This is a genomic window from Paraburkholderia nemoris (assembly GCF_905221015.1).
In the GTDB taxonomy this organism is placed as follows: domain Bacteria; phylum Pseudomonadota; class Gammaproteobacteria; order Burkholderiales; family Burkholderiaceae; genus Paraburkholderia; species Paraburkholderia nemoris.
Genome location: NZ_CAJNBO010000003.1, coordinates 90,069 through 111,969, shown reverse-complemented (window position 1 = coordinate 111,969; position 21,901 = coordinate 90,069). Strand labels below are relative to the sequence as shown.

The following is a 21,901-nucleotide window of genomic DNA, read 5'->3' as shown; positions in this document are numbered from 1 at the left end:
TGCTGTTTGGTTGGCGCTTTTGCGGTCTGTTTTGCTGTTTGCCTGCGGCGGTGCCTTTCCTTGTTTTGTTTGTGGTCTATTAGCGTTGCCCCTGTGCGGGGCGGCACCTACTTTTCTTTGCCGCCGCAAAGAAAAGTAGGCAAAAGAAAGCGGCTCAAAACCACGCCTGCTAAGTGGGCACTGTGGTTTGCTTCGGGTAGTGGTGCATCTGGAATCTGTGTTCTCCCACATTCGGCGTTCGTGACAAGGGAGTCATACTTCCCGACTTGCACCTTGTGCTCGTCGGAAGAGTCTGCCTGGCGGGAGTGATGGTTTAGATGCTTGCTGAGCACCTTTTTCTCGAACCAGTTGGTTGCTAATGTGCCGGCGCATATCAGGTTCGCAATCGCGCTTAGCGCATACAGCACGATGAATCCGTCGCCGAAAAAGTAGGGCGTTGTCGACAATGTTGCGCCCAATACCATCCCGATGTGGTGGGCGGCTCCAGGACAACCCGCGCTCAATGCGCCGCGCGATTTTCTCCGCAGTTTCATGAGCGCCGGAATCGTCAGGCAGTCGAGAATCAGAAATATCTTTGCTGCGAGTAGTGCCAGTGTTGGACTGTCGGCAGAAGCGAGGGCCCCAATTAACACCGCTCGTAGCACGTACAGCAAATTCAATATTCGGTTGTTGTTGCCGGATCGGTCGGCGATGAACGCCAGTGCGCAAACGGTACCCACAGAAAGCAAGATCTGCAACATCGGTTGTGTGCCACTCATGCCGCAAATCGCATACAACTGGAAACGCGCGAGACTGCCGCTCGATAAGCCCGCAAACAATGCGAGCAGCACCGTCGCGCCAGTCACGCGGATGGTTCTGGGCGACTGATCCGTGTTTTGATCCGCGTACTGATTTCGATCGAAATCCTCAGGAGGCAAGGCTTGCGCGCCAACAAGATGCTGTCCGTACAACAGCGCCACGCCACCCACCACCACAAACAACCCCGCTATCGCGGTTGAATGCTCCAATCCGGCCGCATACGCCGGTACGACGCCCATCGCACTCATCGTGGCAATCAACGTCACCGCCGTCGCAAGCGTGCTGTGTGTCCTGGATACCCGCGACATCAACAGCGGCACGATCACCATCGTTGCTAATGCCAACGCGCTCATCCACAACGCGCTGGCTCGTTGGCCAAGGCCGGCTTGTGTCACCAGCGTCGCGGCACCGCTTGCGAGCAGCACACACGCCGCACCACTCATGCTCGCCGTCAGCTCGCGTGCTGCGCCACCCATGCTCGCCATCAACGCACATGCTGCCCAACCCACGCTCGCCATTAATCCGCGTACCGTGCCCGCGCACGCGATCAGCCCGTGTACCGCAGCGCCCGCGCCCGCAATCAGCATGCGTGCCACGCCGCCTTCGCTCGAAGTCAGCCGGCGTACCACGCTGCACGCGATCGCGGGACGTACGTATGCCGTGTCGGTCACGCGTGCAGCACTGGGCTGCGCGTCGCGCGTCATCGAATCACCGCTTGCAGCAGCCATGATCCGCAAACTTTCCATCCTCGACGCTGTTCTGATCCCGCTCGGACGGTAAGTCCATCGTCGGGTTGGCGGAGAAGAAGTTGTTCGGCTTGAGCATGAAGCCGGCGTATTCCACCGGCATCACGGGGAAGTCCTCGGGTTTGCACACGTGCGTGTGGCCGAAGCTGTGCCACAAGACGATGTCCTCGTTCTCGATGTTGCGGTTCGCCTCAATGTAGCGCGGCAAGCCGTCACCGCCCGCGTGCTGGTTCGGATAGTCGCCGCTCGCGTAGCGCTCGGCCGGATCGAATGGCGTGACCCACACGTGACGTGTCGCAAAGCCGCCGCGTTGGCGGACCTTCGAGCGTTCGTCGGCGAGCATCAGCGGGGAGTCGTTCACGATCAGCTTGTAGCCAGGATTCGCGCCGACGGCGTTCTTCACGTTCGGGTTGGTCACTTTCCAGTAACGTCCGGTGCGGCCGTTTGCAAGGCGTGCGGCTTCGCTCTCGGTCTTGAATACGTGTTTGGTGGTGTCGAAGACGTTGCCGTACGGATTCGTTTCGCCCATCGGACGCGGCACGAATTCGTGTTCGGTCACCGTGTTGCGTTCGCCGTCCACCATCATGTGCATCCGTGCATTGAAGAAGTGCTGATGGGTCGGGCCGCCGAGGTTCTCGGTGATCATGCCGCCCCACGGATACGTGTCGCCGTCAGCCACCGCCGAGGTTTGTACGATGCCGGTCAGCTTGCATTCGAGCTGGACGGTGCCGTCCTGATACAGGTACCAGTAGAAGCCGTAGTCGTAGTTGCCGACTGTCGCGAAGAAAGAGATCACGAGGCGTCGCGAGCGGCGCATTTCGAAAACGCCGGTGCGAAACTCGTAGTGCTTCCACAAGGTGCCGTAGTCCTCTTCGTGCATGCATACGGCGTTCTTCATCATGAACGCATTGCCGAAATCGTCGGCGGAAGGAATGTCGAAATAACGGATTGTGCCAAGGCAATCGCAACCGAGTTCAAGCTGATTCGCCAGTTTGCCGAGGCCGTACTCACCGGCATCGAAGGCACTCTTCCAGTAGTGATTCGTGCTCGGGTCGGAGTAGGGCACGCACATCTCCGTTACGCTCGCACGGTAGATGATCGGCCGCGCGTTCTTGCCGTCGTCCCATGACAGCTGATGCAACACCAGGCCTTCGCGCGGCGTGAAGCCGACGCGGAAGCTCCAGTTCTGCCAGCTCACGTGCCAGCCGTCGATCTTGAAGCTCGGGCCCTCGGGTTGGCTGATCGACAGCGGTTTGAGCGTGTTGCGCGGCTCGCCGAGGCTCGGTGTGTCGTAGTTGTGCTTCGCGCGCGGAATCGGAATGATGCGGCCGTCGTCCACCAGTTCGATCACTCTCTTCTCGAGCAGATCGACCACCGCCACCACGCCTTCGATCGGATGCGCATAGCCGTTGTCGGTCACGGTTTCGCGGTAGTAACTCACGCAACGCACGAGGCGCCGGCCATTCTCGTTCTCGCGGTCGAAGCAGCCGGCGGAAAACGGATCGACCTGGACGCGCTCCAGATCCTTCTCAGTCAAACCGCGCTTCATGACCGCAACGCGCCATGCGTCGTCGCTCTTGACGATCTGCTCGGCGTTCATGAAGTCTTCGATCATGATCGGCGGCTGGCCATATGGCGCCTGATCGAACGGCAGCACGTTGCGCGAGGCGATTTTTTTCTCTCTCAGGTCCACATGGAATTCGGTGGTCGTGCCATTCGTGCGATCGATTGCGAGGACGAACGCCGTGCGCGAAAAATATTCGCCGGTCTTGAATGCGATCACTTCGGCCTTCGGCGGCTCGCGCAATTCGACCATCGGAAAGCGCACGTGCCCGTCGAGGTTTTCAGCGGCCTTCACGAGATCGCAGGCAAGCTGCATTTCGTCCGGACTCAGCGGATCGAGCGGATGAACGGGGGCGTGTGCGGTTTTCGTGGCATTCGTGTTCATAAGGTTCCCGTAAGGAGTGTGCTGGACCGGACTGCGTGCGAGGCTGCGTGAAACGCGTCGAACGCTGAGTCGATGGCAAATCGTAGGAACCCAATAATATTTTCGCGCTTGCTTATCGCGCCAAATGAACGATAAAGTGCGCCAGGAGGAAAGACACTGCAGCACATCAGCGAAGACTTGAGAGGAGACGCTCAGCATGAAAAAAGTCACGCTCAACGGTAGTTTCCCTATGATCCGCGCCGCGGTCATGGGGCCGGTTGTGCGCGCACTCGATGCATCAGGCGCTAATTGCGACGCGCTGCTCGAAGCGTTCGGCATGAGCCGCAAGCTCCTGTCGAATCCCTATGAAATCCTGCCGCTGACGCGTTACGTGACGGCCTTCGAGCGCGCGGCCGAAGTACTCGGCGAACCGTCGCTCGGCCTGCGTCTAGGCAGCGAATTGCAGGTGACGGAGCTCGGGCCGGCGGGTCTCGTGTTTCTATCGTCGCCGACCTTGAATGCGGCAGTGCGCAAGTTCTCGCTCGCGCTCGCGTCGTGGCAGAACACCACGACCTGCGAGTTGTTGCGCGATGGCGAATGGCCGGTATGGACCTATCAGATCGCCAATCCGCAGATCTGGCCGCGCCGGCAGGACGCGGAATACAGCCTCTCGACAATGTGCCATATGATCCGGGCCGTGCGAGGAGCCGCGTGGAATCCTGCCGAAGTGCATTTCGAACATGCCGCGCCAGCTGACCTCAAACCGTATGCACGCATTTTCCGCGTACCGGTGCGCTTTCAGCAGCCTTTCAATGGCGTGATCCTGCGTCCATCGGATCTCGATGCGCCGCTCAAAAGCGCCGACACGCAAATGGCGCGCATGATGGAGCGCCATGCCACCGATCTGATTGCGCGCGATGCGGTGCCCCACAGCATCGCTGACCAGGTTCGCGATCTGGTGACGCGGCGGCTCGCGCACGAAAAGCTGATCGTTGCCGACATTGCGAAAGATCTCGGGCTCTCGCATCGCTCATTGCAGCGGCACCTGGCCGAGGCGGGGACTTCCGTGCGGCAGATCGTGCGCGAAGAACGGCAGCGTAGTGTAGAAGGACTGCTTGAACGTGAAGGGCTCACCAATGCGGCGATCGCTCGCGCCGTGGGTTATGCCGACGCAACTGTGTTGTGGCGCGCCACGCGCAACTGGAAAAAACAATAGATGGTGATGGCGCTGCAATTGCTTTCATTCTGAAAGAACTTGAAGGCGCAATCCTCACACGAAAAAACTTCCGTTTCCTAACTATTCACGGCGAACCGCATTGCTTGAGACGCTCGCGAGCATTGGCGCAATTTATCGAAAATTTGGCGCAGTTCGCGAAGTCGTTTTATTTTTTAGCTACCTACCATGCGCTCACACCGAAACTTCGAACGTCGGTCAAGCGAGCGTCTGGACCAGTATTTCCAGGGTTTAGGCGAGTTCCAGACTAGCCAACAAAATAGAGGCAGCGATGAATGAACCCTACTCTCCGACCCGTCTGGTCGACGCGGAGAATCCCGTGGAACTGAAGGGCAATACGTTGGGCCTGTGGCAGATCGTGTTTCTTGTGATTTCCGCGGCCGCGCCGCTGACCGGCATGCTCGGTGCGGTGCCGCCCGCGATCAGCTTGGGCAATGGCGCCGGCATTCCGGGCGCGTTCGTGATTGCCGGCGTCGTGCTGCTGATCTTTAGCGTGGGCTTCGCGTCGATGAGCCGACATGTGGTGCGCGCCGGTGCGTTTTACGCGTACATCACCGCCGGACTTGGACGGCCATTGGGCATGGCCGGCGCACTCGTCGCGCTGATGTCGTACACCTTCATCCAGATCGCGCTATACGGGCTGTTTGGATTTTTCTGCACGGTGATTCTTTCTCCACTTCTGCACACGGCGATGCCCTGGTACGGCTATTCGCTGATCTGCGTGGCGGTGGTGCAATTCACCGGCATCCGCGGTATCGATCTGAATAGCCGGCTGCTCGGCGTGCTGATGTGTCTGGAACTGGGCATCCTGTTGCTGCTTGCGATTGCAATCGTCGTGCATGGTGGTGGCCCGAACGGCCTCACGCTCGCGCCGTTCACGCCGGAGCATGTGTTCAGCGGCCACCTGGGCATTGCGGTGATGTTCGCCTTTGCGTCGTTTATCGGTTTCGAAGCGACGGCGATTTACGGCAAGGAATGCCGGGACCCGAAAGTGACTGTGCCACGCGCGACGTACGTGTCGGTGATGCTGATTCTCGTATTCTTCGCTTTCGTCACGTGGACGATTGTTTGTGCGTATGGACTGAACGACGTGGTGGCAGTCGCGACGAAGCAGCCGGGCGATTTCTGGTTCATTCAATCCGGCAAGTATCTGGGCGGTGCGGTGACGACGGTGATGAGCTTCCTGTTGCTCAGCAGTATCTTCGCGAGCCTGTTGTCGTTTCATAACACGCTGGTGCGTTATATCCACGCGCTGAGCCTGGAGGGAATCCTGCCGCAAGCGTTGAACCGCGTGCACGAAAAATACCGTTCACCGTATGTGGCGAGCTATCTGCAAACGCTCTCCGTGTGCGTTCTGCTCGGACTCTTCATTGCGGCAGGCAGCGACGCGTTCAACATCGTGTTCAGCTGGAGTTCGGCGCTCGGCACGATCGGCATCGTGATGCTTCAGGCAGTGACGAGTTTTTCCGTCATCGCGTTCTTCCGCAAGACGCGCAAGGATACGCGCGTATGGCACTCGTTCGTTGCGCCTCTCGTCGGTGGCATCGGCCTGCTGTATATCGGCGTGATTCTGGTGCGCAATCTCGATGCGCTCAGCGGCTCCGATAGCCCGATCGTCAAGTCTTTCCCCTGGATCGTATTCGCGGTGGCGCTCTCCGGCGTCGTGATCGGTCTCATCTTGCGTAAGAAGCGACCGGATATCTACGCGCGCTTCGGGCAGTAATCGAACAGCGCGCAAGACACTCAGCGCGCGCTAGCTCACCACGTTCTAACGATCGACTGTTGCCGTTCATTCCTGAGCGGCGGCGGAGTGGTGTCGTTCGTTCGGGGCGTCCAGTTTGTTCTTGCTGATTTCACCACTCAACTTCCGGCTAAAAAATATGGCAGACACATTCGTCAAGCGCTCAGCGCTTGCGCTGGCCGCGTGCGGCCTCGCGATGGGCGCACATGCGCAATCTTCGGTGACGCTCTATGGCACGGTCGACGCCGGCGTCGTGTACACCACCAACCAGCAGACGACGCTCGCCGATGGCAGCACCAACGGCCACGCGAATTATCAGCTGGCGGGCGGCAATCTGGTGCCGTCGCGGTGGGGTTTGACAGGCGCTGAAGATATTGGTGGCGGCACCACGGTGAACTTCACGTTGGAGAACAGCTTTCTGATCGGCAACGGCGCGATGCTGCAATCGAACACGCTGTTCAACCGTAACGCATGGGTCGGTTTGAACAACGGCACGTACGGCGCGCTGACGTTCGGCCGTCAATACGATCCGTTCTCCGACTACATGGGGGCGTACGCATCGAGCAATAACTGGGCGACGCTGTACGGCTCGCATTTCGGCGACGTCGACAATCTCAACGAAGCGTTCAACTTCAACAACTCGATCAAATACATCAGCCCGAGCTTCGGTGGTTTGACGGTGGGTGGGTTGTTCAGCCTGGGTGGCGTGGCGGGGAATTTCTCGCAGAACAAGGGCTGGGCACTGGCGGCGAATTACGCGCAGGGGCCGTTGTCGCTGAGCGCGGGGTATCTCGAGTTGAATCAGCCGTTGCAGGCGGCCTTGGGCGGCACTACCGGGTATATCGGCGATTTCAGTTGCGCGAACGCCGACGCGTCGTATTGTCTGCTGCAGCAGGCGAGCAAGGTGAGGATTTTCGGAGCAGGGGGCTCGTATGCATTCGGCAAGGCGGGCGTGGCGCTCACCTATACGCATACGCGCCTATCACAGAGCCAGTATTTCGCGAGTGCGGCAAGGCCCGCTGGGGAAGATATTTCTTTCGACATTGCCGAGTTGAATACGACCTATATGGTCGCGCCGGATTTGCAGCTTGGTGTGGCCTATATTTTCAACGACGCCAAACCGAGCGGCAGCGCTTCGACCCGTGTGCACCAGATCAACCTTGGCGCGGTGTATAGCCTGTCGAAGCGGACGGCGGTTTATGCGGTGGCGATCGGGCAGAAATCGTCCGGCGCCGGGCTGGGGATCAATCCCTCGACGGGGCAGACGGAAAATCTGGCGCAGATTCCGAATATCGTCAATTCGGACACGGACAAACAACTCTCCGTGATCGTGGGTTTGCGGCACAATTTTTAATCTGCCTGCGCGGCGCTGGCAAACCGATCAACGGAGCCAACGCCGCGTCCCGACTCACTCAACGTGCCGCGTGGGAAAAAATTAATCTGCGAGGCGCTTGTCCGAAAGTGCGTTCTGGCAATCCGCCAGCACCTGCTTCACCAGTCGTGCCTGAGGGTCGAGCTCGTCTGTATCGAGAATTTCCTCGACCGCGTCCCGCGCCCAATCGGCCTCGACAAATTTCGCGTGCCGCTGCGCAATCTCCAGTGCGGTTGCGGACAACCTGGCGATACTCAACCAGTCTGCTTCCCGGGACCGATAGTCGAGCCACTTATGAGCGGCCTGCACGTGAAACGCCGCGTCAGGCCAGTCCTCATTCAGGTAATAAGCGCCCAGGCAGCCGCAGGTGAGCCAGCACAACAGCTCCAAACGGTCCCGTGGACTCAGATGATGGCGTACATCACTCATGGCGACGCTCGCTGCTGAAATTTGCGTTCCGGTGAGGGCGGCAAGCCGCCCTCCGCTTACGTTACACAATATCACGCAGAATTCACGAGCGGCAATGCCTGACTGACCCTGGCGACTCCGGCACCACAAACATCACGGGGTAACCCGCAGGCGACCTGACTCCGCTAGCGCGTAGCGACGATAAACAGCCGCGGGAACGGCAGCAGCACGGTGCCGTCAGCCTGGGCCGGATAAGCGCGCGCGATCGCATCCCGGTAGCGCGCGAGGAAGACGCCTTGCTCGCTGTCGTCGAGCTCGGCGAGGAACGGTCTCAGCGCGCTGCCTTTGAACCACTCGACCACCGCGTCCGCGCCGCCCGCGAGCGGGTGATGGTAGACGGTGCGCCACACGTCGACCCGGGCGCACAGTGGCTTGAGCAGCGCGTAGTACCAGTCGGCTCCGTAGCGCATGGTGCGCTCCACACCCCTCAGCTTGTTCGCCCAGGGGCCGTCCGCCGCGATTTCGCGCAGCAGGCGGTGCGCGGGTTCGTCGAGGTTGTCCGGCATCTGCACGGCCAGGTTGCCGCCCGGCGCAAGTTTTTTCACCAGCGACGGAAACAGCTGCTCGTGATTCGGTACCCACTGCAGCACGGCGTTGGCGAGAATGAGGTCATAGGGGCCGGGCGCAGCCCACGTTTCGATGTCGCTCACCTCGAACTGGAATTGCGGCAGGCGCTTGACGGCCGCCGCGATCATGTCGGCGGAACTGTCCATACCGCTGACCGTTGCGCCGGGCAGGCGGGCCGCCAGCGCTTCGGTGGAATTGCCGGGGCCGCAGCCGATGTCTACCGCCACTCGCACTTCCGTTGCCGGCACCGCCGCCAGCAGATCCCTGACCGGACGCGTGCGCTCGTTTTCGAACAACACGTACTGTTTTGCCTGCCAATTTGTCGATGAAGTCATCTCGTGCTCCTTTGTCCCGATTGCACCCAATTGCACCTGATTTCCGGACCGTTTTCGCTGACATCCAGCCACAGTGTGTGGTGTCAAATCGATCCAATGCGCTCATTCTGTGCGGCGACGAAGGCGGAGTAAAATGAATTTATCATTCCAATTCCTTCATTTTTCTAATGAAAATCGACACGCTCGGCGTACAGGCGTTCGTCGCGATTGCGGATCGCGGCAGTTTCCAAGGCGCCGCCGATTCGCTGCACGTCACGCAAACGGCCATTACGCAACGTCTGCGCAAGCTCGAAACGTACCTCGGCGTCACGCTGATCGAGCGGACCACGCGCTCCATGGCGCTGACGGAAATAGGGCGCAGTTTTCTGCCGCAAGCGCGCCGCTTGTTGGGCGAGCTCGCCGATGCGCTGGTGGAAATTCGTGAGACGGGTGTGGCCCGTCGTGGCGATGTGTCGATCGCCTGCGTGCCGACCGTGGGCGTGCAGTATCTGCCGCGCATTCTGCAGGCGTATGCCGCGCGTTATCCGCATAACCGCATCAAGATTCTCGATCACGCGTCGTCCGCGGTGGAGGAGGCGGTGCTGCGCCGGGAGGTGGAGTTCGGCATCAATATCTCCGGCGAGCATCATCCGGATCTTGCCAGCGTGCCGTTGACGGAAGACCGCTACGTGCTGATTTGCCATGAAGATCATCCGCTGGCGAAACGACGTCGCATCGCCTGGCAGCAGTTGCAATCGTATCCGCTGATTTTTGCCGGCGAGGTCAGCGGCAATCGCGCCTTGCTCGATGTCGCGCTGGAAAAGAGTGAACTGGCGCTACGCTCGTTTTATGAAGTGCAGCGCAGTTCGACTGCTGTGGGACTGGTCGCTCAGGGTGTGGGTGCGGCGGTCGTGCCGGCGCTGGCCATTCAGAAGGGCGCGTATCCGACGGTTCGTACCGTCGAGCTCACGAATCCGGTGGTTTCTCGCACGCTTGTCCTTGTGGCGCGTAAGACCGCTCAGTTGTCGCCGGCGGCGCAGGCGCTTTACGACATGATTCTGGAACAGGCGACGTTGAAAGCGTGATTCCTGCGCCAACCGTTACAAACACTGCGCCCGCAAACAACTCGCCGCATGACTCAGATCGTCCTCGATCGCGCGTCGCACGCCAGCCGCATCGCGCGCCTTCGCGGCGTTTAGCAAATCGTCGTGGGCGTCGTTGAGCGTAGCGGCGAACTGCGCATCGCCAAACAGCAGATTCGAAATCGGCCCAACTTGTAGCCACACCGTTTCGATCAACTCGAGCAACAGCGGCGAGCCGGCCGCGCGGTAGAGAATCAGGTGAAACGCTTCGTTGGCGTCGAGATAGCCCTTGGCGTCGGCCGTCCGCAAGGCCTGCACCATCTGCGCATTCAGTTTTTCCAGCGTTTCCAGATCGTGCTCGCTGAGATGCGGCACACCCAGCTCGGCGGCCTGGCCTTCGAGAATCAGGCGCACGCGCAGCACGTCGTCGAATTGCTCTTTCGACAGACGTGGCACCGTCACGCCGCAATTGGGCACGTTCACCAGCGCCGATTCGGCCGCAAGGCGCTGCAAGGCGGAACGCACCGGCATCTCGCCCACGCCGAGCTCGGCGGCGACGTGACGGATCTTGATGCGCTCGCCCGGCACGAAGCGCCCGATCGTCAGCCACTGCCGCAGCGTTTCGTAGGTCTGGTCCTGCAGCGTGTGATGGCGCGAAGTTTTCATAAAGCTCGACAGGTCAGTTCCGCGAGGCAGGCGTCAAATGTGGAAACCAGTCTGTCGACGTCGGCCGCCGACGTGTCGGGGCACACCAGGATCATGTTGTGAAACGGCGTGATCAGCACGCCGCGATTCAGTAAATACAGGTGCACGATGTGCTCCAGTTCCGAGTCAAGCTGGCGGCCGGCTTCGTCACCGTTGCGCGGCGGCGTCGGCGTGAACTGGAATTCGGTGCGGGCGCCGACGCGCGTCACGCACCACGCGAGGCCATGACGCGCGATCGCATCCTTCAGACCGGTTTCGATTCGTTCGGCGAGCGTGAACATGTGATCGTAGGCGGCGTCGGTCATCACCTCGGCGAGCGTCGCGCGGATCGCGCTCATTGCCAGCATGTTCGCCGTGAGGGTGGTGCCGATGCCGGAGTGACCGGGCGGTGCGCTGTGCTTGGCGTGCTGCGCGCGGGCCGCGAGCTCCGCGCTGAACCCATACACCGCGCACGGAAAGCCGCCGCCCACCGGTTTGCCGAGGATGAACAGATCGGGTTCAAGGCCGTACGCTCGCGTGTAACCGCCCGGCCCGCAACTGATGGTGTGGGTTTCGTCGATCGCGAGCAGCGTGCCGTAGCGCCGCATGAGCGCTTGCGCTTGCCGCCAGTAGTCCGGCTCGGGCAGCACCATGCCGATGTTGGTCATCGCGGGTTCGGCCAGCACGCAGGCGACTTCGCCATCTTTCAGCGCGTTTTCCAGCGCGGCCAGATCGTTGAATTCGATCACACGCGTGGTGCCCAGCAGGTCGTGCACCTGGCCGATCAGGCTGTCGCGCTGCTGCGGCTTGCCGTCGACGAGATCGACGAACACGTCGTCCACGGTGCCGTGATAGCAGCCGTTGAAGATCACGATCTGTTTGCGTCCGGTCGCCGCGCGTGCCCAGCGCAATGCAAAGCGGTTGGCGTCGCTCGCGGTCATCGCGAACTGCCAGTAGGGCAGGCCGAAACGGCGCGCGAGTTCTTCGCCGACCCACGCGGCGTCTTCGCCCGGCAACATGGTCGTCAGGCCGCGCTCAGCTTGGGCCGCCAGCGCGCGAGCTACCGGGGCAGGCGAGTGGCCGAACATCGCGCCGGTGTCGCCGAGGCAGAAGTCGGCGTAGCGATGACCGTCCACGTCGGTAAACGCGGCCCCGCGTGCTTCTTCGACATAGAGCGAGAAAGGCGTCGACCAGTCGTTCATCCAGTGCAGCGGCACGCCGAACAACAGGTGGCGCGCGGCGCGTTCGGACAGCGCGCGCGATCTCGGCATGGCGTCGGCAAACGCGCGGCGTTCGCGTTCGACGAGCGCTTCTGCGCGCTCCCAGTTGATGCCTTGGCGAGTATTCAAATCCAGCTTCTCCGATGACGTTTCCATAAACCGCCCGCAATCACACGAGCAGTTGCAGATGCTCGCGCTCCCACGCGGTAATGCCTTGCGAGAAGGTCTCGAACTCCTTTTCCTTCACCGCGCAATAGGCCTGCACGAACTTGTCGCCGAGCACGTCCGCGAGTTCGGTGCACTTCAGGAGCGCCTTGAGCGCATCTTCGAGACCGCGCGGCAATTCGTATTCAAGGTCGTAGGCGCTTTCGATCATCGGCGCCGAGGCTTCCTGCTGCTCCACCATGCCGAGATAGCCGCAGGCGAGGGTGGCCGCCATGGCCAGATACGGATTGACGTCGACGCCCGGCACGCGGTTTTCGAGCCGCCGTCCATCCGGTCCGGAATTCGGCACGCGGATGCCGCAGGTGCGGTTGTCGTAACCCCAGCGCACGTTGATCGGCGCGGCGGTGAAGCGCGACAGACGCCGGTAGGAGTTCACGTAAGGCGCGAACATCGGCATGGCTTGCGGCATGTACTTCTGCAAGCCGCCGATGTAGTTGAAAAACAGCGGGCTCGCTGTTCCATCGGGAAGCGAAAAGATGTTCTCGCCGGTTTGACTGTCGACGATGCTCTGATGAATATGCATCGCGCTGCCGGGTTCATGTTCCATCGGCTTGGCCATGAAAGTCGCGAAAATGCCGTGACGGAAGGCAGTTTCACGCACGGCGCGCTTGAACAGGAACACGCGGTCGGCGAGATCGAGCGCGTCGCCGTGCGAAAAATTGATCTCCATTTGCCCCGCACCCACTTCATGCACGAGCGTTTCGACGCCGAGATGCGTGGTCTCGCAGAAGCGCGACAGGTCCTGGAAGAACGGATCGAATTCGTTGACGGCGTCGATCGAGAACGACTGGCGGCCGGCTTCGCTGCGCCCCGCGCGGCCGAGCGGCGGGCGCAGCGGTTCATGCGGATTCTTGTTCTGCGCGATCAGGTAGAACTCCATCTCCGGTGCAACTACGGGGCGCCAGCCTTTTTCCTCATAGAGCTTCAGCACGCGCCGCAATACCGCGCGCGGGGAAATGCCGATCGGCTTGCCGTCGAGTCCGACACAATCGTGGATCACGACCGCGACCTGTTCGATGGCCCACGGTACGAGCCGCACCGTGTTTGGATCGGGGATGCAGACCATGTCGGGATCGCTCGGCCCGACAAAGCGCTCGAAATCCGCGAACTCGCCGTTGACGGTGATCATCAGCAGCGCGTTCGACATGTGCATCTTGCCTTCCGAGAGAAACAGGTTCTTCGGCACGATCTTGCCGCGCGCGACGCCCGTCATGTCCGGTATCACGCATTCCACTTCATGGATGCGGTGATGTTCCAGGAATTCACGCAGGTCGTCGCGTAGGTCGCTTTGCAAGGTTGACTCCAGTCGGTTGATGAAGACGGCGCGAAGCGCGGCTGCAAACCTCGCGCGGACGAGCCTGTTCGGAAAAGCTGGGCATTTTGCATCATGGGATTTGATCAAATCATCGCATGGATTTTCCCTTTTGTGAAATTTGATCAAATATCATCGGAGGATCGAGGGAACCTGAGAATCACCCATGACCGATGCACCGTGGTCGCCACGCCCGTCGCCGGCCCAATGCGTTGCGACCTTGCATACGATTGCCGCCGCCGTCTCCTTGCTGGCGCGGCAGGGGATTGGCGCGGACGTGTTGCTGGCGGGAAGCGGGGTCAGCGAGGGCGATTTGCGTCAGCCGTCCGGGCTCGTCACGCACGCGCAGGAACTGATCGTGTTCGCCAACGCGCTGCAGGCTTGCGGCGATACGCGCATCGGCCTCGACATCGGCCGGGCGATGCATATCTCGAGCTATGGCATCCTCGGTTACGCGATGCTGGTGAGCCCCACGCTTGGCGACGCGCTGCAGTGCGCCCAGGACTTTCCCCTACTACTCGGAAGCTACTTCAAGGTTTCGCTGCGCCGCAATGCAGATGAAGCGGCGATCGTCGCGGCCGATTATCGCTACCGGCCGGATCTCGCCGTGATCAATACGGACATGTGTCTCGCGTCGATGTGGGCGGTGGTCTGCGACGTGCTCTCAGCGCGGCGCGCGCCATCCGCGCTCGAGGTGACGTTCAGCGCACCTGCTCATGCGGACGCCTACGAAGAGCGGATCGGCCGCCGCGCCACCTTCGACGCTGTCGAAAACGCGCTGATTTTTCCGGCCAGCTGGCTCGACGAACCGTTGCCCCTTGCCGAGCCGGTGAGCTACCTGATGTCGCGTCAGCAATGCGCGCAACTCGAGCGCGAATGGGCCACCGCGCCGGGCAACGACGTCACGGCGCGCAGCCTGCGCCTGCTGTATTCCGACCCACGCCGCTACGGTTCGCTGCGCTCGCTCGCCGATGCGCTGTGCGTGTCGGAGCGCACGCTCAGACGGCGTCTCGCCGGCAGCGGCTCCGCCTTCCAGGCGCTGCTCGACCGCGTGCGCCACGATCTCGCGCTCGACTACCTGGTGCGTACGCGGCTGTCGATGTCGGATATTGCCGAGCGGCTCGGCTATAGCGAAACGGCCGGGTTCCGGCACGCGTTTCGCCGCTGGACCGGCCGTTGTCCGAGCGACTACCGCTGCGCGTAGCCTGCGGTTCTGTCCTGAGTTCTTGTGAGCGGAAGGTGTTCGCAGCGCAACTACGTGCTGTCGTCGAGCTACGCTCCAACGTCATGTCGCCCGGCCAGATTGGCCACATTTATCCCCTCGTTGACCGTTTCCCCGTTATCGCCCAGCCGCGTTCCTCGGGCAGAATTTTCCCAGACGAACATAGAGGAGACACGAGATGCGAGCAGTCAGCGTGGCGGCAATCCAGTTGGCCGTGCCGGGATGGGATCGCGAGGCGAATCTCGCGCAAGCAGAGCGCCTCGTGCGCGAAGCGGCGGCGCAGGGCGCGCAGGTGATCCTGCTGCCTGAGCTTTTTGAGCTGCCGTACTTCTGCACCGAACAGGATTCGAAGCACTTCCGCCATGCGCTGCCGTTCGATGGCCATCCCGCCATCACGCGCTTTGCCCGCGTCGCGGCGGAGTTCAACGTAGTGCTGCCGATCAGCTTCTTCGAGCGGGCCGGCAACGTCTTCTACAACACGGTGGCGATGATCGACGCCGATGGAAGCGTACTCGGCCGCTACCGCAAAACCCATATTCCTGACGGCCCAGGCTACAGTGAGAAGTACTACTTCACGCCTGGCGACACGGGTTTCCGCGTCTGGCCGACGCGTTACGGTGCGCTCGGCGTCGGTATCTGCTGGGATCAGTGGTTTCCGGAAACGGCCCGCGCGATGACACTCCTCGGCGCTGAACTGCTGTTCTATCCGACCGCGATCGGCAGCGAACCGCAAGACGCCGCCCTCGACAGCAGCGCGCACTGGCAACGCGTGATGCAGGGCCACGCAGGCGCGAACCTCGTGCCGCTGATCGCCGCGAACCGCACCGGCTGCGAGCAGGGCCGCGACTTTCCACAGCGCTATTACGGCTCGTCGTTTATCGCCGATCAATACGGCGAGCAGGTGCGGAAAGCCGGGCGCGACGAACCCGCGATCCTGCTGCATCGTTTCGATCTGGATGCGGTCGCGGAGACACGTCATGCGTGGGGCGTGTTTCGCGACCGGCGCCCGGCCTGCTACGGCATCCTCGCGACGAGCGATGGCGAGCACCGTACCCAGGAGCAGGTATCTTGAGTGTCGTATTCACGGGCGTGGCCAACCTCGACGCGTTAAACGACATATCAAGCGACGGATTCGAGCAGCAAGCATCCAGAGGAGACATTGCATGTTGACTGTGTATAGCGATCGGCACCGGCTGCATCATGGCCATGCCGAATTGATCGACGGCGAAATGAAGCCTTGCTTCGAGATGCCGAGCCGTGCCGATTTCATCCTGGAACGGGTGCGCGAAACGAAGCTCGGCGACGTGATTGCGCCAGCATCGTTCGGGCTCGATCCCGTGCATCGTATTCATGACAAAGGCTTCATTGCGTTTCTTGCCAGCGCATGGGACCAATGGAGCGCGCTCGGCCGCAAGCACGACGCATTGCCGCTCATCTGGCCAGTGCGCGGCTTGCGCCAGGACCGCGTGCCGGAAGATATCGACGGCAAGCTCGGCTACTACTCGATGGATGCAGGTGTGCCGATCACCGCGGGCACGTGGGCTGCCGTGAGCGATGCAGTGGATGTCGCGCTGACCGGCGCGCGCCATGTGAGGGACGGCGCACGCCGCGCATTCTCGTTGTGCCGACCGCCCGGGCATCATGCCGCAGCGGACTATATGGGCGGTTACTGCTACATCAACAACGCGGCCGTAGCGGCGCAATCATTCCTCGACGCGGGCGCGAAACGCGTGGCGGTTCTCGATGTCGACTATCACCACGGCAACGGCACGCAGAGCATTTTCTATCACCGCTCGGATGTGTTGTTCGCGTCGTTGCATGGCGATCCGCGCACCGAGTATCCGTTCTTTCTCGGGCACGCCGACGAAACCGGCGCGGGTGCGGGCCTCGGCTACAACGCGAACTTTCCGCTGCAACCGGGTACGTCGTGGGCCGACTATGCAGTGGCGCTCGACGCGGCTTGCGCGCGTGTCGCTGATTACGCGCCGGATGCGCTGGTGGTGTCGCTCGGTGTCGATACTTTCGAAGAAGACCCGATTTCGCAGTTCAAGCTGCGCAGCGCTGACTATCTGCGCATTGGCGAGGCGATCGGACGATTGGGGAAACCGACGCTGTTCGTGATGGAAGGCGGTTACGCGGTCGCGGCGATCGGGGTCAACGCGGTGAATGTGCTGACGGGTTTTGAGTCGGTTTGAATGACTCTCTGTCGTGACGCAAGCTGGCCCAGCGCACAACGTGCAAAGTGTCTATGTCCGCTTTATCGCGCTATCGATACGCTACGATTCGAGCCGGAGTCCCGGTGAATCCATCTATAGCGATTGAATGAGCGGCCCCGATCCTATGCTTCAGATACTAGGCAAAGCTTCATCCATCAACGTGCGCAAAGTACTGTGGACGTGTGCCGAACTCGGCCTGCCGTTCGAACGGGAGGACTGGGGTTCCGGATTCAAGGCGACTGATGTGCCCGAATTTGTCGCTTTGAATCCTAATGCCATGGTTCCGGTGATCAAGGACGGTGAGTTTGTGCTGTGGGAATCCAACTCGATCATCCGTTACCTGGCCGGCCGTTACAACGGCGAATTCCTCTACCCAAGCGATCCTTGCGAGCGCGCGAAGTGCGATCAATGGATCGACTGGCAAGCGAGCGAGCTCAATCGCGCATGGAGTTACGCGTTTCTTGCGTTGGTCCGGCAGTCGCCGGCTCATCAGGATGGTCAGCAGATCGACCTGTCGTGCGCGAACTGGGCGCGGCATATTGCAATCGTCGACAGGCAACTGGAGAGAACGGGCGCCTTCATCGCTGGTCCTGCATTCTCGCTCGCGGACATTCCGATCGCGCTTTCTATTAACCGCTGGCTTGAAACGCCGCTGCGGCACGCCGATTTTCCCGCGCTGACGGCGTACATGGAGCGGCTTGCCACGCGCCCCGGCTACCTGGCGTACTGTCGCAACGGAACGCCATGAGCGGCACATACGAGCGACATGCCGCGCACGCCTATGGTGGTGTGGCGCAAGCGCGGCAGGCAGCGCCGTTAGTCAAGGTGCCAACGACGGTTGCCTGAAGCAGCGTCTCGGTATCGATGCGCTTTACGCCCGTGCGTCAGCGTGGCGCAGCCTGAACAGCCCCACGACGCGCGACAGGCCGTGCGCCTGCTCATTCAGCGTCGCGGAGGCGGCGGTCGATTGCTCCACGAGCGCGGCGTTCTGCTGCGTCGCCTGGTCCATCTCGGCAACGCTGCGATCGATCTGGCTGATGCCGGCGCTCTGTTCGTTCATCGCGCCGTCGATTTCCGCAATGACGCGATTCACGCGATCGATCCCCGCAACGATTTCGTGCATCGCCGCACCGGCGGCCTGAACACGCTGCGCGCCCGTGCCGACGCTGGTCTCGGATGCCTGAATCAGGTCCTTGATTTCGCGTGCGGCGGTCGCGCTGCGCTGCGCCAGCGTGCGCACTTCGCCCGCGACCACGGCGAACCCGCGGCCATTCTCACCGGCCCGTGCCGCTTCGACGGCCGCATTGAGCGCAAGGATGTTGGTCTGGAACGCGATGCCGTCGATTACGCCGATGATTTCGGTAATGCGCGCAGAGGACCTGGCGATATCGTCCATCGTGCTGACTGCGCTCGTCACGACTTCACCGCCGCGCGCTGCCGCCTGGCTCGCCGAGGTGGCCAGCCGCGTGGCCTCCACGGCGGATTCGGCCGACTGCTTGACGCTCGCGGTCAACTGCGTGAGGGCAGCCGAGGTGTTCTGCAGATTGCAGGCGGACGTTTCCGTGCGCTGCGACAGATCGCGGTTGCCCATTTCGATTTCGCTGGTCGCGGTCTTCATGTTCTCCACGCCGGCTCGCACTTCCAGTAGCACCGTGCCGATCTTGTCGACGAACGCGTTGAACGAGGCGGAAATCTGCGCCACTTCGTCGTTGCCGACCACCGGCAGGCGATGCGTGAGATCGCCGCTACCCGAGCCGATGGTATCCATGGCATCGCGCACCTGCGAGAGGCTGCGGAACGACTGCGAGGTGAAGAACGCGGCAATGCCCACTGCCGCCAGCGTCAGCAGCACCATCGCCACACCGAGCGCTTGCAGAACGTTGGCCAGACCTGCCGTGGCTTCCGCCTTGTCGAGTGCGATCACCAGATACCAGTCGGTGCCGTGCACCGGTTGCGCCTTGAGCAGTTTCGCAACACCGCCCAGATCGACTTCCATCGGTGCACCGGCTTGCGCGAGCGACGCCAGTGCGTCCGGCGTCAGCGCGGCGGAGATGTCGGTCGCCGGCTTGAGAATCAACTTTGCGTCCGGATGCGCGATAACCTGACCGTCGCGCGCGACTACGAACGCCAGGCTCGCGGGCGTTGGATGCACCGCGGCGACCACTTCGCGCACGCCGTCGAGCGGCACGGCGCCGCTCAGCGCGCCGGTCGCTTCGCCGTTGCGGATCATCGGCGCGGAAAACGAGACGTAGGGGAGGCCCGTCGACACGTCGCCGTACGGCTTCGTGACGATTAGCGTGCCGGCCGCGACGGCCGCCTTGTACCAGGGGCGCGCGGTCGGGTCGTAGTCCTTGGGCGTGGTGCTGCTGGTCGAGAAAAAGGTTTTGTCGGTCCACCCGACGGTCGTGATCGGAAAGCCGTCCGCAGCACTCATATGCTTGACCAAACCTTGCGGATCGCCGTGCTCGACCTCTTCAGCGGTGACCTTCACTGCCTGCGCTTTGGCTGCCACCCACTTGTCGATGGCCAGCGCATTGGCGCCGGCGATAGCGCTCAGGTTCTCCGCGATGGTCGCCATCGTGTTGGCGCGCACCGTGGTGTAGGCAGTGGCGCCCGAGAGCGCGAGTGCGCCGATAACGGTAGCAGACGAAATGATCAGGATACGGGTTCGGAGTGACGAAATCATGGTTTCCGTGAAGGATGGAAGGGTGTTGCACGAATCGGAACGCCTGCTGCGACATCTCGGCACGACCTGAGCCGAACCACGGTTTTAGGTCTACCTTCACGAACTACGGCGGAAAAAAGCAGAACTTGAGGCGGAGTAAGCGGCGTGGATCGCGCTTTCCCATCCAGGCAAACAGGCGAGCGTTGCCCAGCCGCCGCGACGCTGACGTCGCGGGGCCTAATCACAGGGGATTGCTTACAGGAATATTGGCGGAATGCTTACGAAATTCTAAGCGTCGGACGCTTGTGCGTGCCACGCTCGGACTCGCCTACAATGGCCGTTTTTGCGACACAGATTGAAGGTTTAAAGATGCGGGTATCGAAATTTGCACTGGCTTTGCTGACGGCCTGTTTTACTCTCAACGCAAGCGCCGAAATGACGGCCGCGCAATACAAGCTCTGGGCCCATACCGACAACAACTCGGTCTACGCGGCGTATATCACCGGCACGATCAATGCGCTGGGGTGGGCGAACGGGGATCTGGTGTCGAAGAAGCGTCCGCCGCTGTTCTGCCCGCCGCAGAACCTCGCTATCGGCAATCAGAATGTCTATCCGTTGCTCGATCAGTTTTTTACCAACCATCCGAGCATCTCGGACGACTTTCCAATCGGGCTCGCCATTCTGCGCACGCTTCAGGGGGCGTTTCCCTGCTGATACGCCGGATGATCACGGCGACGACGCTATCTTGAACGGGTCCACTGCCCATACCGATAACGCACGGCTTGCGGGGCCGTAAAGACCCCGCAAGCAAACCTCACATCTGCACAAGCCCAGGAATCTGCACGTCCGGATTAACGTCGGCTTCATAGTCCACGCCGGCGATTTCGAATCCGAACAGGCGCAGGAAGTCAGTCTTGTAGCCGCTGAAGTCGGTGAGCTCGTAAATATTGTCGTTGGTCACCTGGGTCCAGAGTTCCTGGACGCGGGCTTGCACTTCGGGATCGAGCTCCTTGTAGTCCGCGCGCAGACGGCCTTCTTCGTCGATGTGCGGCGTCGTGCCGTACATGCTGTCCTTGTAGAGCCCGTAGACCTGCTCGATGCAGCCTTCGTGCGTGCCTTTCGCCTTCATCACCTTGAAGAGCAGCGACAGGTACAGCGGCATCATCGGGATCGCGGAGCTCGCCTGCGTTACTACTGCCTTGAGAACCGAAACGCGCGCATCGCCGCCCTTGGCCGCAAGTTTCTCGCGGATGCCGAGCACCTTCTCGTCGAGATCTTTCTTGGCCGCGCCGATCGAGCCGTTCCAGTAGATGTCGTGCGTGATCTTTTCGCCGAGATAGGTGAACGCGGTCGTCTTCGCGCCGTCGGCGAGCACGTTGGCTTCGAGGAGGGCGTCGATCCACATCTGCCAGTCTTCGCCGCCCATCACCGCGACGGTGTTGTCGATTTCGGCTTGCGTAGCGGGTTCGAGGACGGTTTCCTTGATGACTTCCTTGTCGGTGTCGATGCCGCGCAGGTTGACGGCCTTGCCGACCGGCTTCAGGGTCGAGGTGAACACTTCGCCGGTCTTCGGATGCGTGCGCTTGGGCGCGGCGAGACTGTAGACGACCAGGTCGACCTGACCGAGATCGCGCTTGATGACTTCGATGGTGCGTTGCTTGACTTCGTCGGAGAAGGCGTCGCCGTTGATGCTGGTCGCGTACAGGCCTTTTTCCGTGGCGAATTTCTCGAAGGCGGCGGTGTTGTACCAGCCTGCGGTGCCGGCCTTGGTTTCGCTGCCGGCGCGCTCGAAGAACACGCCGAGCGTGGCGGCGTCCGAGCCGAACGCGGCGCTGATGCGGGCGGCGAGGCCGTAGCCCGTGGAGGCGCCGATCACGAGCACTTTTTTCGGGCCATTGGCGATGGGGCCGCGTGCCTTGACGTATTCGATCTGTTCTTTGACGTTGGCTTCGCAGCCAACCGGATGGGTCGATACACAGATGAAGCCACGCACGCGCGGTTTGATGATCATGAAGCACCTCTTGTCAGAATTGCCGACATTATAGTGGGCTTGGGTTTCTGCCTGTGCGCGGCGCTTGGGTTTGTCCATTTGCCGCGCAAAAATCGGC

Annotated in this window: 18 protein-coding genes; 9 read left to right on the top strand and 9 right to left on the bottom strand. The window is 61.4% G+C overall.

The features are described from left to right. Positions 1-107: 107 nt before the first annotated feature. Positions 108-1,394 carry a hypothetical protein gene (locus KHO33_RS05270; protein WP_200564556.1) on the bottom strand — a complete coding sequence of 429 codons (1,287 nt, stop codon included), beginning with the start codon at positions 1,392-1,394 and terminating at the stop codon, positions 108-110. A gap of 112 nt (positions 1,395-1,506) precedes the next feature. Next, complete coding sequence (locus KHO33_RS05265) at positions 1,507-3,492, bottom strand: primary-amine oxidase (RefSeq protein ID WP_054037548.1); 1,986 nt, start codon at positions 3,490-3,492, stop codon at positions 1,507-1,509. Between the two features lie 196 nt (positions 3,493-3,688). Between KHO33_RS05265 and KHO33_RS05260 the strand changes: the two genes are divergently transcribed. From KHO33_RS05260 to KHO33_RS05250, 3 genes are all read left to right on the top strand, one after another. Then, a complete protein-coding gene (locus tag KHO33_RS05260; protein ID WP_054037545.1) occupies positions 3,689-4,687 on the top strand; it encodes an AraC family transcriptional regulator in 999 nt (332 codons plus the stop codon). A gap of 289 nt (positions 4,688-4,976) precedes the next feature. Then, complete coding sequence (locus KHO33_RS05255; RefSeq protein ID WP_054037543.1) at positions 4,977-6,428, top strand: APC family permease; 1,452 nt, start codon at positions 4,977-4,979, stop codon at positions 6,426-6,428. Between the two features lie 157 nt (positions 6,429-6,585). Beyond that, positions 6,586-7,800, top strand: coding sequence for a porin (locus KHO33_RS05250; RefSeq protein WP_200564557.1), 1,215 nt, complete (start codon positions 6,586-6,588; stop codon positions 7,798-7,800). Between the two features lie 81 nt (positions 7,801-7,881). Here KHO33_RS05250 and KHO33_RS05245 read toward each other — a convergent pair whose 3' ends face one another. Together KHO33_RS05245 and tam are read right to left on the bottom strand one after the other, a co-directional pair. Further along, a complete protein-coding gene (locus KHO33_RS05245) occupies positions 7,882-8,247 on the bottom strand; it encodes a hypothetical protein (RefSeq protein ID WP_054037539.1) in 366 nt (121 codons plus the stop codon). Positions 8,248-8,411: 164 nt separating this feature from the next. Beyond that, positions 8,412-9,188 carry a trans-aconitate 2-methyltransferase gene (gene tam / locus KHO33_RS05240; protein WP_054037537.1) on the bottom strand — a complete coding sequence of 259 codons (777 nt, stop codon included), beginning with the start codon at positions 9,186-9,188 and terminating at the stop codon, positions 8,412-8,414. Positions 9,189-9,355: 167 nt separating this feature from the next. Here tam and KHO33_RS05235 point away from each other — a divergent pair, with 167 nt between their 5' ends. Beyond that, positions 9,356-10,252, top strand: a complete 897-nt coding sequence (locus KHO33_RS05235; protein ID WP_054037535.1) for a LysR family transcriptional regulator — start codon at positions 9,356-9,358, stop codon at positions 10,250-10,252. A gap of 15 nt (positions 10,253-10,267) precedes the next feature. On the opposite strand, the gene KHO33_RS05230 is transcribed toward KHO33_RS05235, so the two are convergent. The 3 genes from KHO33_RS05230 to KHO33_RS05220 are packed head-to-tail and all read right to left on the bottom strand — an operon-like array spanning position 10,268 to position 13,672. Beyond that, positions 10,268-10,915, bottom strand: coding sequence for a GntR family transcriptional regulator (locus KHO33_RS05230; RefSeq protein ID WP_200564558.1), 648 nt, complete (start codon positions 10,913-10,915; stop codon positions 10,268-10,270). Further along, a complete protein-coding gene (locus KHO33_RS05225; RefSeq protein WP_054037533.1) occupies positions 10,912-12,309 on the bottom strand; it encodes an aspartate aminotransferase family protein in 1,398 nt (465 codons plus the stop codon). The genes KHO33_RS05230 and KHO33_RS05225 overlap by 4 nt, the downstream gene beginning before the upstream one ends. A 13-nt stretch (positions 12,310-12,322) precedes the next feature. Next, positions 12,323-13,672: a glutamine synthetase family protein gene (locus KHO33_RS05220; protein ID WP_054037531.1), complete on the bottom strand. Its 1,350-nt coding sequence runs from the start codon at positions 13,670-13,672 to the stop codon at positions 12,323-12,325. 184 nt (positions 13,673-13,856) lie between these two features. Here KHO33_RS05220 and KHO33_RS05215 point away from each other — a divergent pair, with 184 nt between their 5' ends. From KHO33_RS05215 to KHO33_RS05200, 4 genes are all read left to right on the top strand, one after another. Then, complete coding sequence (locus KHO33_RS05215) at positions 13,857-14,894, top strand: AraC family transcriptional regulator (RefSeq protein WP_054037529.1); 1,038 nt, start codon at positions 13,857-13,859, stop codon at positions 14,892-14,894. A gap of 196 nt (positions 14,895-15,090) precedes the next feature. Further along, the gene (aguB, locus tag KHO33_RS05210) at positions 15,091-15,984 is read left to right on the top strand and encodes an N-carbamoylputrescine amidase (RefSeq protein WP_200564559.1); all 894 of its coding nucleotides are present in this window, start codon (positions 15,091-15,093) and stop codon (positions 15,982-15,984) included. Positions 15,985-16,075: 91 nt separating this feature from the next. After that, entirely contained in the window at positions 16,076-17,107 is a 1,032-nt protein-coding gene (locus KHO33_RS05205; RefSeq protein ID WP_054037527.1) for a histone deacetylase family protein, read from the top strand. Between the two features lie 145 nt (positions 17,108-17,252). After that, entirely contained in the window at positions 17,253-17,876 is a 624-nt protein-coding gene (locus KHO33_RS05200; RefSeq protein ID WP_200564560.1) for a glutathione S-transferase family protein, read from the top strand. A gap of 123 nt (positions 17,877-17,999) precedes the next feature. On the opposite strand, the gene KHO33_RS05195 is transcribed toward KHO33_RS05200, so the two are convergent. Then, positions 18,000-19,814 (bottom strand): methyl-accepting chemotaxis protein, encoded by a 1,815-nt coding sequence (locus KHO33_RS05195; protein ID WP_234480511.1) that lies wholly within the window; start codon positions 19,812-19,814, stop codon positions 18,000-18,002. A 348-nt stretch (positions 19,815-20,162) separates the two neighbouring features. Between KHO33_RS05195 and KHO33_RS05190 the strand changes: the two genes are divergently transcribed. Next, positions 20,163-20,507 carry a hypothetical protein gene (locus KHO33_RS05190; RefSeq protein WP_054037525.1) on the top strand — a complete coding sequence of 115 codons (345 nt, stop codon included), beginning with the start codon at positions 20,163-20,165 and terminating at the stop codon, positions 20,505-20,507. A gap of 100 nt (positions 20,508-20,607) precedes the next feature. On the opposite strand, the gene fabV is transcribed toward KHO33_RS05190, so the two are convergent. Beyond that, the gene (fabV, locus tag KHO33_RS05185) at positions 20,608-21,804 is read right to left on the bottom strand and encodes an enoyl-ACP reductase FabV (RefSeq protein ID WP_093633701.1); all 1,197 of its coding nucleotides are present in this window, start codon (positions 21,802-21,804) and stop codon (positions 20,608-20,610) included. Positions 21,805-21,901 lie beyond the last annotated feature (97 nt).